Raw genomic sequence first — 13384 nt, 5'->3', positions numbered from 1 at the left:
GAGCGGTGATGACCCAAACCATTACAAGAACTCGTCTGCGCCGCCACCAAGCATAATTTCGCCCGCATCGGCCATGCGACGGGCAATCGCCAAGACTTCTTTTTGAGCGGTTTCCACGTCCGACACCTTGATCGGAGGCATGGCTTCAAGATCATCACGCATCATCTCAGCTGCACGCTTAGACATGTTCTTGAAGATCTTCTCGCGCAATGCGTCATCGGCACCTTTGAGTGCACGCTGCAACGCATCTTGCGGAACATCACGCAGCAATTTTTGGATACCTTGGTCGTCGACCTCGATCAAGTTCTCGAACACGAACATCAAATCTTGGATCTGTGTCGCCATATCTTCGTCTTGATCGCGCATCTGCTCCATCAAGACGCCTTCGATGTTGTTGTCCATGTAGTTCATGATTTCGGCTGCGGCTTTCAGGCCACCAATCTTGGCGGCTTGCGCCCCTGCTTGACCCGCAAACTGCTTCTCCATGATTTCGTTTAGCTCGGCCAATGCTGAAGGCTGCACTTCCTCGAGGTTCGCAATACGCATCATCAAATCGAGACGATCGCGCTCGGCAAATTGAGACAAAATCTCCGCCGATTGATCGGGCTCTAGGTAAGACAAGACAATCGTTTGAATCTGTGGGTGTTCGTTGACGATGATGCTGGCCACTTGACGTGGGTCCATCCACTTGAGGGAATCAAGGCCTTTTGAGCCCGTACCCAGTAGGATTTGGTCAACCAAGTTATTCGCTTTGTCTTCACCGAGCGCCGCCACTAGGGCATTACGCATGAAGTCTTCGCTACCCATACCAATGTTGGTGTATTTTTGGATATCTTCAAGAAAAGCACGGTGCACCGCCCCAACTTTGTCTTGACTTAAATCCGACGCGCGCGCCATAGCGCTACCCACGCGTTGTACTTGTTTGGGCTCTAAGTGGCGAATAATGCCTGCTGCGTCCTCTTCGTTGAGACTCAACAATAGAATCGCCGCGCGCTCCTCACCCGGTATTGATTCAATATCCACGGTGTTTTCAGATTCTTCACCGCCACCCTGTGGGACCATTTCGTTAGGCATTTTGCATCCAGTTCTTCACAACTTGTGCCGCGAGTTCCGGCTCATTCGCAACCAATGCACGAACCGCTTTCAGCACGTCTTCATCTTTGTGTAGATTTGGAAGGTCAATACTTGAGCCAAACTCAAACAGCTCGCCACCTTCTAAATCACTCCCAATTAAACTTGTTTCACCATCGGCGCCAATCGGTAAGCCATCTGGGCCATACAATTGATCGTCGTCATCCGATGCTGGGTTGAGCAGTTTCTTCATGGCTGGGCGCACAAGTACCAGTACCACCACGATAATCACGAGCGCACTAGCAAACCAACGTACCCAGTCGTTGAAATTCGGGTGTTCCCATAGTGGCACATCTTGGACGATATCCATCTCTGGCTCAGCAAATTGCATGCTCAGCACATTCAATAAATCACCGCGATTTTCGTTAAAGCCAACAGCGCCGACCAACACTTGTCGAATCGAGTTTAGGTTCGCATCCGAGAGCGGCTGGTAGGTCGTCTCACCGGTTTCAGGATTGACCACAGCACGATTTTTTATCGCGACGGCGACCGTTTGGCGATTCACGACACCGGTTTGACGACGCTCATGACTGATGGTGGTATCGAGTTCGAAGTTGCGCGTCGCCTCTTTATGCACAGAACCTTGGCCAAGTAGCGACCCATCTTTCATTTGGGCCACATCTTGAGGAATGGAGGCGTCAGCAGGCGGTTGGTTACTCAGTGCGCCTGGCACGCCAGCGACCACATTACCATTGTTGTAATCTTCAAGGGTGTATTCACTGCGCGTTGCCGGCGTATTAGGGTCAAAGCTCTTACGCGTTTGTTCGACCGCACTAAAATCAAGTTGGATATCGACCTGCGCGGTGTAGTTACCAAAACCTAATATCGGGATCAATACGGAATCAATTTTGTCACGCAAGGCTTGTTCTTGTTTACGCTCTAATTCATGCTCTTTTCGTCTTGCCGCAGAGGCTGGATCTTGCGAGCCAGAGCTCAGTAAGCGACCATGCTGATCAGTCACGGTAATGCGGGTCGGCTTCATGCCCGGAACTGCGCTCGCAACCATATCCACAATCGAGTCAACCTCTTCTTGCTTAAGGCTGGTGCCGGTACGCAAAGTCAAAAATACCGACGCTGAAGCCTCTTGATTGTGACGCACAAACACACTTTGCTTAGGCAGCGCAAGCAGCACACGCGCTTTGCGTACTTGGGTCATCTCTTCTATCGCTTTAGAGAGTTGGCGCTCACGGCTGAGCTTAAGACGCTCTTGCTCGAGACGTTGCGAAACCCCAAATCCCATGTCTTGCAATAAGATCTCGTCGCCCGCCTGTTTCTCGGTGTTGAGCCCCGCGCGGACCATATTGAGTTTGAGTGAGTTGTAATCGCTCGCAGGCACCAAAATAGTGTTGCCGTCGAGTTTGTAGTCTAGCTTTTGCTGGTCAAGGTAGTCTAAGACAGGAATCAATTCCTCGGTATCGTACGCACCGAGTGGACGCATATCGGGCTCTTTGACCCAAAAAAACAGCATCACAATCAATGCGACACAGATTGAGATCGACAGAACCAGCACCACTTGACGCAGCAGGTCGAGATCGCCCACCGCCATATCAAACTTGGAGCTGCTTTTTTCATCAAGATCGGGGTTTTGACCACCGCTATCGATATCCGTAGATAGCATAGTGCTATCGACATGGTCATCCGCTACGGTTAGGTCTGTGGATTGAGTTGGTTCTGCCACCGTCGATACCTACTATTAAACTGGCATATTCATCAATTCTTTGTACGCTTCAACAAACTTGTTTCGTACTTGGATTGTCGCATCAAAAGCCACGCTCGATTTGTTGCGGGCAATCATGACATCAGACAAAGAGACATCTTCATCACCGCGGTCAAAGCGCATTTGTAAGTTGCTCGAGGTTTTCGAAAGTTGATTGACGTTATTGATGGCGTTGTTGAGTAAGTCGCCAAAATCCGCCCCGACCGTATGACCAGTGGCAGCAGGTCTGGTGTTACTTGCTTCAAACATCATGGCTTGCATTTCGCCTTGAAAACCGTCAATTTTCATCCGTACCTCGATTGTCAACTCTTTGACATTTTGTTCTGCTGTTTCTCTGACGCTGCAAACTGCATGCCACGTTTGAATGAGACGAAAAATAGCACGTTAGTTAGGAATATCAATCCCCGCATCACGCATTTTCGCTAACTTGTAGCGCAAGGTACGTGGGCTGATACCCAGCTTCTCGGCCATCTCTTTGCGGCGGCCTTGGCACTCGGCCATGGTCTCCAAAATGATCGCGTATTCTTGGTCACGAAGCTCGCCTCCCAAGCCACTTCCCCCTGAGAGCTGACGCGATGCCTCCGCTTCAGCAATCGGCTTGACGTCCGGCGCCATCACATGACTCTCTTGAACGGCTTGTTGTAAGCTTGACGCATCATGCCAATCGTGCCCTTCCAAAAGAATGTGCTCAGCGCGAATCTGCCCTTGATCGCTAAGAATCAGGGCACGTTGCACCACGTTATCCAATTCACGTACGTTGCCAGGCCAACGGTAAGTCAGCAATTTATGAATCGCACTTTGCTCCAACTGCGGAACCGGCATCCCAAGTTTTGAACAGTGACGCTGGATCAAGTGATTAGCGAGCGGTTCAATATCCCCCGGTCGGTCACACAGTGCTGGCCAAGTAATCGGAAAGACATTGAGGCGGTAGTACAAATCTTCGCGAAAATGCCCTTCTTGGACGTATTGCTTAAGATCGCGGTTACTGGTCGCCAGTACGCGCACGTCCAGTTTGATGCTTTTGCGACTCCCCAAACGTTCCACTTCTCGCTCTTGCAAAACACGCAGCAGTTTGGCTTGTAGGCTCAAGTCCATCTCACTGATTTCGTCGAGCAAAATCGTACCGCCTTGCGCTTGCTCAAACTTACCCGGACACGCTTGAACGGCACCCGTAAAGGCCCCTTTTTCATAACCAAATAAGGTGGCTTCGAGCATGTTATCAGGGATCGCGGCGCAGTTAATCGCGACAAAAGGGCCCTCTTTGCGCAATGACGCATTATGTATGTAGCGCGACATCACCTCTTTGCCCGAACCGCTTGGGCCAAGCACCATCACGCTCGCATCGGTTTTCGCCACTTTATCGGCCAACGCCAGCAGCTTAAGGCTTTTTTGGTCCGCGACTACAGCGTCGCCATTGTCATCCGATTTGATCGGCGCGTATCGGCTGACCATATTAAGTAGGACTTCTGGAGCAAAAGGTTTTGCCATGTAGTCAATGGCGCCCTCTTTCATCGCTGACACGGCATCTTCGATATTGGCGTAGGCCGTCATCAATAGCACCGGCAAGTTAGGCCAGTGCTGCTTGATGTTTCTTAGCAAGGCGAGACCGCCCATGCCTGCCATTTGCACATCGGAAACAACGATATCCACCTCTTGGCTTTTCAGCTTAACCAACGCATCTTCGGCGCTGTCCGCTTCAAGCCATTCGTACCCCGCCAGCGCTAACGTATCGACCAACGCTTCGCGTAGACCTTCATCGTCTTCAACGATTAGTACTTTGCTTTGAGCCATTGTTATTCTCCAGTGCTTAAATCTTGATTGGGTTCCACGTTGCGCTGCAACGGAATACACATGGTGAAGCATGCGCCATCACCCGGTTCTGATATGAGCTCTAAACGCCCATCGTGCGCTCGACACACCATCTGTACCACCGCAAGGCCAAGCCCAGTACCTTGGGAGCGTGTGGTGAAAAAGGGCTCCATGATTTTGCTTTGCAGCTCAGGGGGTACCCCTGGGCCACTGTCTTGAACCGAGATTTTCAGTTCACCCTTCACGGGCCTAAAAAAGACGTCGAGTTGAGACTCTTTGCCTGCAATTTGGATCGCATTCATCACCAAATTGCTCAAAGCTGAGGCTAGCGCATTGGCATTGCCGAGTAGTAATGTCTCTTCTTGCTCTACTTCTAAATGATAGTCTATCTGATTGTTCTTTAACGCGGTCTCCACCATGGGGGAGAACTCATCCACTAACTCGCCAATGCAAAAAGGTTTAACGACTTTGTTGTCGCCACCTTTGGCAAACAGCAACATGTCATTGACCTGTTTTTCCAAATCGTGCAATCGATCCATTAATTTGGATTGGAAGCGGTCTTTCGTTACAGGAGGCAGATTCGGCGCCGCCAAATTGGAAGCGTACAACATGGCACTCGACAGAGGCGTTCTCACCTGATGGGCCAGCGACGCCACCATGCGTCCGAGCGAAGAGAGCCGCTGCAAATCACTGATGCGCGACTGCAGCAAACGCGTCTCGGTAAGGTCAGTGATGAGAATCAATTGCCCCGTCGCCGAGGCGGAAATCGCCAATCGGACTTTGCGCCCGTTGCGCAAAGAAATTTCATGGCCGTCGTCCTCACGCGGCGCAAACGCGTGCTGAATCACTTCAAACCAACGCGACCCCACCAGCGGAACTTCAAGTAATTTTTGCGCTTCAGGGTTGGCTTCTCGCACAACACCTTGTGTATCGAGCAAAATGACGCCTGCAGGCATCACATCCAACACTTGCTGATAACGTGCTACTTGCTCTTCGAGCGTGCCCAATGGCATCGCGGGTTCTGTCGGTGGGTTTGAGGTCATGTCGACATTCTTATCGTAAATACAACAATAGCCTGAAATGCAAATTGCATACCAGGCTATTTTATATATTTTTCAAAGACTTACAAAAGTCGATTATTTGACAGTTGAGTTTTTGTCGCTTTAGCGCTGCAAATTATATTTGCGCATTTTCTCAACTAAGGTGGTGCGTCGCATGCCTAGCATGTCCGCTGCGCGTGCCACAACACCACTTTGCGCTTCAAGGGCTTGATTGATCATGTTGACCTCAAGCTCTGCGAGCATCTCTTTAAGATTGACGCCTTCGGGCGGCAGATCTTGCGGCGCGTTATCAAACTCTTGAAATGGGTCGCTCCCTTCGAAGCTAAAGTCTTCAGAGAAAATATCATGCAAGGCATCACGCTCCTGCTCTTCAACCGACTCCGTGGAGTGGTACTCTGGTTGAAACTCAGGAATGTCACTATAACGATACTTGGTGGGTAAGTGGTTAACGTCAACCAAACTGTTGGGATAGAGGATAATCATACGCTCTACCAAGTTCGCGAGCTCGCGGACATTGCCAGGCCACTCATGTTCCATCAATGAATTGATAGAACGAGGCGTGAAGCAAATAGGCTGCGATCCTTCCGATTCCATTCGCGTCATCAACTCTTGCAATAGCAACGGAATGTCTTCTTTACGATCACGCAGAGCGGGCATTTCGATTGGAAAAACGTTGAGACGATAGTAGAGGTCTTCGCGGAAAGATTGATCCACAATCATATTATCAAGGTTACGGTGAGTAGCGGCAATCACTCGTACGTTGACACGAATCGTGGTGTTGCCACCAACACGTTCAAATGTTCGCTCTTGCAAAACCCGCAACAGTTTAACCTGCATCGGCATCGGCATATCGCCGATTTCATCCAAAAAGAGCGTACCGCCTTCTGCCAGCTCAAAGCGCCCTTTTCTTGAAGTGATCGCGCCGGTAAACGCGCCCTTTTCATGACCAAACAGTTCGCTTTCCAGCAGGTCCGGTGGAATAGCGCCGCAGTTGATCGGCACAAAAGGCCCATTGCGTCGCGCTGAGTGGTAATGAATATTGCGTGCCACCACTTCTTTACCTGTACCGGACTCACCCAGAATCAACACATTCGCTTCCGTGCCAGACACTTGCTCGATTAGGTGACGCACTTCCTTAATGCCCATGCTCTGGCCAACCAGACTTCGGAACAAGGTGTTTTTTCGAGTCGATGCAGAGACATTCACACCTTTGCGGCCTAGAAAGTCTTTGCAGTGGCGTAAGGCTTCACTGAGTTGCGGGTAATTTAATGGGTATTCGAGATCGCCAACATAATTGGTCAGCTCATCGACGGGATAAGAATGCGTACCGGCTATCAGTAAAGGGATATGGTTGGCAGAGGCCAGTTTTTCACTCAGGCTTGCAGGCAGTGAGTCTCCAATCAGGGAACCGACGATACAGCCGCCCCACAAACCAGACCAATTGGGCTCTTCTAATTGGCGAGAAGAGATGGCCTCACACTGTTCTCCTACAAACTCCAATATGTTACTCAGATTGATTCGCGCCTGCGCGTCATCCTCAATCACGAGAATTTTTGCTAAACCTTGCATAGGTGAGAATATTTGCCTTTTATCAGAAACGTTGTGGCTGTTTTATCTGTTCTAACGTCTTTCAATTACAGTGTAGGTGTAACGACAGAGAATGTATAAACTTCTACAACAAAAATAAGCCACTAGGCTACGTAGTGGCTTATATTCTATGTGATAAATAGCAAAAGGCAACCGAGCAATAACTCGGTGTGATGTTAAGCCAAAAGCGCGTTAATGAAAGGCTTTCGACTTAACATTTCTTGACCGAAATGCGGGTTAAATGCCCACATCTGCTGCGGTAAGATTATGAAACTCAGTGGGTATTTGATCCCATGCTGATTTGATTTCACGGATAATCTCAATCACATCATCAATAGGCTGAGGATCATTTTTATGATTCGCTTCCGTGATCTGAGTGATCATAAACTCATAGAGTTGGTCGAGATTCTGTGCAATGTCACCGCCATCATCCATCGATAAGCAGCTGCGTAAGCTGATGATGATGTCTAACGCTTTACCCAAACGCTCTCCCTTCACTGGGACATTGCCAGCTTGCATTGCTGCTTTCCCTTGAATAAGACGCTCGATAGCTCCAGCCATCAGCATTTGCACTATCTTATGCGGGGAGGCCGCACTGAGCTGGCTATCAACCGATACCTTCTTGTAAGCCTGTAAAGAACCACGCATAACTATCCTCTTTTATAAAAACTTTTTGTACTGCTGAACCGAGCGTTGACCATGACGATACTGTTTTAGCGCTTGGCCTGCGAGGGCCGTTTTCTGTTGCATCAACTGCACCATGGCCGCAGTGTCATCTATGGCGCGTTGCCAAGCCGGCAATTGCGCCAACTCAGGGCACTGTTCGATCATGCAGAGTAACTTCTGCAATATCTGTTCCCTTGTATCGACTTGGGCGGTGATTTCTTCAGTATTTATGTCATCTATTGAAAGCAGATGGCCAATAGCTTGATCAATATCACACAAAGTGGCCAGTTGCGCCGAAAAATCATCCGCCAAGTGCATTCATCATCCCTGCTAACTGTGATTGCATTTTACCGGTCGCGTCCTGCATCGCCGAAAATTTGGCGTGAGTTCGCTGCTCCAAACTCGCCATGCGGCGATCCAGTGCCGCCTGATCATCTCGAAGACCATAGTTGCGCTCAATCATGCTCTGCTCACGAGTTCGAATCGAGCCTGTCGCGCCAGTTAACCCTTGAATGGCATCTTCCACTTTCTTGGCAAACCCTTGATTGCCGCCAAAAAAGGCTTCAAGCTTATTGAAGTTATTGTTGATTTGCCTGTCGAGCATCGCGTAATTAATCTCAAGATTACCCTGACGTGTGGTGGTGATACCAAACTCGGTTAATGTTTTGAGGTCATCGGGCGCAGGCTCGATAGCGGATGAGAAGACAGATTTCAACCTAGCATCGGCATTGCGGACGATACTGTCGCCTGATAGTGGGCCCGCCATACCTGTACGGGGATCGACTCCAGACAGTTCTTTTGAGACTTGATAGAACTGATTGTAAGCAGCAACGAATTGCTCAATATCTTCGCGTACACCTTCTCGGTCATACTCAATATCGATTTCCGATGCGGGTTTTCCGGGTGTCGTACGACCTTTTAAGGTTAAATCGACCCCTTCAATGGCATTTTCGATAATGTTGTTGTCACTCGACAACTGGGCGACACCATCAAGCATCACTTTGGAGTCTTGGGCTGCTTGGACCTGCGTCATCCCGCGATAAGACTCAAAAGAGCGTTGTGCGTCCTCAAGGGCTTTTTGCGCTGCATCGACACGTTCTAGATATTCGCGCTCTTCTTTCGGTAATTTTGCTCGCTCCAACTCTTTGGCTTGTTCCGCCGTCAATTCGCCAGCATCAACGCGCTGCTGAAGCGCGGCTTTTTCGTCGGCCACCTTCTGCTCAATACGGGCTTGTTCTGCTTCGAGCTTGGCTTGCGCCTCTTTCGGCGTCACGTAGGAGTCTGTCAGTGTGCCTGACGCGGTGTTACTCCACCCAGGGACATCACCGGCTTTCTCGCGCGCTTTGGCATCGAGCTCAGGCTCTGGTTCCCAATAAGAGTCGAGCAAAGTCCCTGAAGCGGTTTCCGTCCAACCTGGAATGCGATCTTCTGGTTTGATGTACTTGTTCGCCTCAACACCCGCGCCGGCCGCCGCTGCTGCTGCACTATCGGACAGCTCATTCCCTGCTGACGCATCTTTGGCGGCGTTAGGGTCGGCTTGAATGGCCGCTTGCTTTGAGGCATCGGCAATTTCCTGATCGACAAGTTTTGCCGCTTCGATGTTTCTTTGCGCGATGTTGTCGGCAACCGCTTGCTCTTCTGGAGTGAGAGGGACAAGCAGTTCTTGCGCCTGAGCACGTGCACGTTCGAGATCTTTCACGCGCTGCTCAAGCGTTTTGTATTCTAGATTTTTAAGTAGATCACCCGGCTGTGCGTCTGCAAGCAGCGATACGCTGTTCTCTTCACCGGATTTATTGGAGGCGACGATAAGACGAGGGCCGTCTACGTCGTTAATGATTGAGGCGCGAACGCCTGGATTGGCTTTATCGTTGTTGATACCACGTACAATATCGACCAGTTTCGAGCCGGATTGAACATCGACATCAAAACTTCGGTTGCCCATCGAAATCTGCAGCTTGCCCGGTCCAAATTTGCCATCTGCTGGCAAAACATCAGACGCAATTTTATGACTTTGGGCAAGCTGCAACACATCGATAGCGTATCGACCAGCGATAGCTTCTGTGGTTGCCGTCGCGGAGACAACAGAGTCATCGGTCGTATCGACCTTTCTTGCTGCAAACGCTTTCTCTGTACGAAAGTTTTGCATCAAGCTTCTCATCGTATCCAGCGACTCTCTGAGTCGCCCATAGGCACTGATACTAGACTCAATTTCGGCTCGCTCATTGTCGATACGTTGCTGCTTAGGCACACGCTCCGAATCAACAATTTTGCTGACCATGGAATTGATGTCCATGCCAGTGTTCATCCCAATAGGGCCAAAACTCATTCAATCACCTCGAAGTACGATCACACCGTTTGGTTTACTAAGCCCGATGAGTATCGAGCCGTTTGTTCCCTTAGGCGCCGCAATATTACCAGCATCTCTTCGTCGGGTATCTGGCGGATAATATCGCCAGTACTCGCTTCGTAAATAGTGACCACATCTCTCCCCGACTCTTCATCCACTCGAAAGGACAACCCTTTGTTGATGGACGAAATGAAATCATTCATCTCCTCGACCAAACGTTGCCTTTCTTGGCTATTGAGCTTTTCACGAGCTTTCGCCGCTTCTATCGCTTGCGTGACAGACTCGGCAGACTGCTTGCTCATTTCCTGGGTAGAGGCCTTTTCTTTACTTAAAGAAATGGACTGCGCACCATCATACTTAGAAGCAATTTTAGTGCCACTTTCTGAGCCGTAAGGCTGGATGTTCGATGTGTTAGATGGTATGTCCATAACAATCTCCCTTCCACCTCATAGGTCAGTAGCGCATGCTACTACCAATAAGCTCCTGCGAACCTACCGATTAACCTAATAAGCTAAGAGCTGCCGACGGTGACTGCTTAGCTTGCGCTAGAACCGACGTACTCGCTTGCTGGAGAATTTGCGATTTGGTCATCGCTGTCGTCTCTTTGGCGTAATCTGTATCAAGGATACGGCTACGAGACGCATTGACGTTCTCGTTGATGTTATCCAAGTTACTGATCGCATGACCAAAGCGGTTCTGGAACGCACCGAGCTCCGCGCGCTGGCTGTCCACGCTCTTTAGCGCGCCATCAATCACTGACACTGCCAGTTGCGAGCCCGCAACGGTCGTGACATCGACATCTGCGACAGTTTTATCTTGCGCGGCGCCAAAGCCGATCTCTCCACCAAGACCACCGCCAATGGTGACATCACCAGAGACTTTATTGGTCGCAGCGAACAGTTGCAGTTTGCCATCTTCGCCAACCGACGCTTTCACATCTTCACTTTGACCATTGATGTAAGTGGCCAATTGCTCGATGTCGTCGCCTTCTTTCGCGTTGATGGTCAAGCTTTTCGCCTCACCGTGCACGTCAGTATAGTCTAAAGTCAGGTCGCTCGCCCCTGCACTCACTGTCCAATCGGGTGTTTTACCCGCCGTAGCAATATACGCTTTACCGCCCATGTCTGCTGTATCAGAACGCATGTTGCCCATGGATAACATCACCGCCTCACCGGAACTAGCACCAATCTGGAACGACTGACTGCCATAAGTACCATTGAGCAACTTATTGCCACCAAACGAAGTGGTTTCGGCGATACGATTCAATTCATCGTTCAGCGCCGTGACTTCTTCTTGGATCGCAATTCGCTCTGAGCGCGAGTTCGAACCATTTGACGATTGTAGTGCCAAATCACGCATACGTTGAAGGATGTTGGTGGTTTCATTCATCGCACCTTCAGCCGTCTGAGCAATAGAGATACCGTCATTGGCATTCTTCACCGCCATGTCAAGACCACGACTCTGAGACGTTAAACGGTTTGAGATTTGTAGACCGGCAGCATCATCACGGGCACTGTTGATTTTGTAACCCGATGACAAACGCTCCATGGATTTCTGCATACCATCCGACGCCCCATTGAGGTAGCGTTGAGCGGTCATCGCAGACACGTTCGTGTTTACGTTAATTGCCATATATTGATCTCCTTTGGCATTAGGGGTGATGCGCTGTCGTGTCTCTCACCTCACTTCAGCGCATCTCATTTCTCTCAGTCTTGTAACGGCGAAGCAAAAAATACCTTTAGAAAAAAAATGAAGTTTTTTTCTCTTTGCCTCACATCCGTACAATTTCGTGAAACTGATCTAACTACCATGAAAATTCTTGCAAACATCAAACGTAAAAAATCCAGCCGAAGCTGGATTTTTATTTGATAAGCGCGGAGGGCGATTAGCCAAGTAGGCTGAGTGCCGAGTTTGGCGCCTGTTTCGCTTGAGCCAAGATTGAGCTTGACGCCTGAGACAGAATCTGAGATTTGGTCAGTGCTGTTGTCTCTTTCGCGAAGTCAGTGTCTTTGATTCGGCTCTTCGACGCGTTGACGTTTTCGTTGATGTTGTCCAAGTTGTTGATCGCGTGGTTGAAGCGGTTTTGGAACGCACCCAACTCTGCACGGTGACTATCCACATATTTAAGCGCCGCATCAACAATCGCGACAGACTCTTGCGCGCCGCCTACCGTCGTCACGTCAATGGTGTTCACTGTTACGTCTTGACCTGGGCCCATGTTTAGCTCGCCCGCTAGACCACCAGAGAAGCTCACTGCGCCGTCAACTTTGTTGGTACCTGCAAAGATTTGCAGTTGGCCATCTTCATCAACCGAGGCTTTTACCATGTCAGTTTGACCGTTGATGTAAGTCGCAAGCTCTTCAATATCATCCCCTTCTTTCGCGGTGATATTGATGGTTTGTGCTTGGCCGTCGGTGTCAGTCAGGTTGATCGTTAGGTCATTGGTACCCGCTTGAACAGACCAGTCCTTATCTTTACCGTTTTGTGCAACGTAGCTAGTACCGCCCATGCCAACGTTGTCAGAACGCATGTCGTTGAGCGTCAGCATAACGGCTTCACCGTTGTCTGCACCGATTTGGAACGATTTCGTTGCGTAAGTACCGTTAAGCAACTTGTTACCACCAAAAGAGGTCGTTTCCGCGATACGGTTTAGCTCGTCGTTTAGAGCTGTGACTTCTTCTTGAATCGCCACGCGCTCAGATTTTGAGTTCGAGCCATTCGCTGATTGTAGCGATAGGTCACGCATACGTTGCAAGATGTTGGTTGTCTCGTTCATCGCACCTTCAGCAGTTTGCGCGATAGAGATACCGTCGTTCGCGTTACGTACAGCGACATCAAGACCGCGGCTTTGCACATTCAAACGGTTTGAGATCTGTAGACCTGCTGCGTCGTCTTTCGCACTGTTGATTTTAAAACCAGAAGATAGACGCTCCATTGAAGCTTGTTGTGCATTGTTCGCGCTATTTAGGTAACGCTGTGCTGTCATTGCTGCTACGTTAGTATTTACATTCACTGCCATGGTGATTTCTCCAAATTGATTTTCCGATGTATCCGGTTTCCGACGTC

The 13384-nt window shown here is 49.7% G+C and carries 12 protein-coding genes; all 12 read right to left on the bottom strand.

Annotation, left to right across the window (positions count from 1 at the left end; genetic code table 11):
* Window positions 1-21: 21 nt before the first annotated feature.
* The 12 genes from fliG to AC6R0R_RS05455 all read right to left on the bottom strand — a co-directional run bounded on the left by fliG (window position 22) and on the right by AC6R0R_RS05455 (window position 13337).
* Window positions 22-1074 carry a flagellar motor switch protein FliG gene (gene fliG / locus AC6R0R_RS05510; protein WP_487902636.1) on the bottom strand — a complete coding sequence of 351 codons (1053 nt, stop codon included), beginning with the start codon at window positions 1072-1074 and terminating at the stop codon, window positions 22-24.
* The gene (gene fliF / locus AC6R0R_RS05505; RefSeq protein WP_500625994.1) at window positions 1067-2809 is read right to left on the bottom strand and encodes a flagellar basal-body MS-ring/collar protein FliF; all 1743 of its coding nucleotides are present in this window, start codon (window positions 2807-2809) and stop codon (window positions 1067-1069) included. The genes fliG and fliF overlap by 8 nt, the downstream gene beginning before the upstream one ends.
* A gap of 15 nt (window positions 2810-2824) precedes the next feature.
* Window positions 2825-3136, bottom strand: coding sequence for a flagellar hook-basal body complex protein FliE (gene fliE, locus AC6R0R_RS05500; protein ID WP_334555246.1), 312 nt, complete (start codon window positions 3134-3136; stop codon window positions 2825-2827).
* A 96-nt stretch (window positions 3137-3232) separates the two neighbouring features.
* Window positions 3233-4639, bottom strand: coding sequence for a sigma-54-dependent transcriptional regulator (locus tag AC6R0R_RS05495; protein WP_500625993.1), 1407 nt, complete (start codon window positions 4637-4639; stop codon window positions 3233-3235).
* A gap of 2 nt (window positions 4640-4641) precedes the next feature.
* A complete protein-coding gene (locus AC6R0R_RS05490) occupies window positions 4642-5700 on the bottom strand; it encodes a sensor histidine kinase (protein ID WP_500625992.1) in 1059 nt (352 codons plus the stop codon).
* Between the two features lie 120 nt (window positions 5701-5820).
* Window positions 5821-7287: a sigma-54 dependent transcriptional regulator gene (locus tag AC6R0R_RS05485; RefSeq protein ID WP_334555243.1), complete on the bottom strand. Its 1467-nt coding sequence runs from the start codon at window positions 7285-7287 to the stop codon at window positions 5821-5823.
* 255 nt (window positions 7288-7542) lie between these two features.
* The gene (gene fliS, locus AC6R0R_RS05480; protein ID WP_334555242.1) at window positions 7543-7953 is read right to left on the bottom strand and encodes a flagellar export chaperone FliS; all 411 of its coding nucleotides are present in this window, start codon (window positions 7951-7953) and stop codon (window positions 7543-7545) included.
* A 12-nt stretch (window positions 7954-7965) separates the two neighbouring features.
* Window positions 7966-8289, bottom strand: coding sequence for a flagellar protein FliT (gene fliT, locus AC6R0R_RS05475; protein ID WP_500625991.1), 324 nt, complete (start codon window positions 8287-8289; stop codon window positions 7966-7968).
* Complete coding sequence (gene fliD / locus AC6R0R_RS05470; RefSeq protein WP_500625990.1) at window positions 8273-10297, bottom strand: flagellar filament capping protein FliD; 2025 nt, start codon at window positions 10295-10297, stop codon at window positions 8273-8275. Before fliD ends, fliT begins: the two co-directional genes overlap by 17 nt.
* A 20-nt stretch (window positions 10298-10317) precedes the next feature.
* A complete protein-coding gene (flaG, locus tag AC6R0R_RS05465) occupies window positions 10318-10746 on the bottom strand; it encodes a flagellar protein FlaG (protein ID WP_500625989.1) in 429 nt (142 codons plus the stop codon).
* A gap of 70 nt (window positions 10747-10816) precedes the next feature.
* Window positions 10817-11950: a flagellin gene (locus AC6R0R_RS05460; RefSeq protein ID WP_487902628.1), complete on the bottom strand. Its 1134-nt coding sequence runs from the start codon at window positions 11948-11950 to the stop codon at window positions 10817-10819.
* A 253-nt stretch (window positions 11951-12203) separates the two neighbouring features.
* Window positions 12204-13337: a flagellin gene (locus AC6R0R_RS05455; protein ID WP_334555237.1), complete on the bottom strand. Its 1134-nt coding sequence runs from the start codon at window positions 13335-13337 to the stop codon at window positions 12204-12206.
* Window positions 13338-13384 lie beyond the last annotated feature (47 nt).

The organism is Vibrio sp. R12-SW3-ISO1, from assembly GCF_059834005.1.
This window is presented reverse-complemented; position numbering and strand designations above follow the sequence as displayed.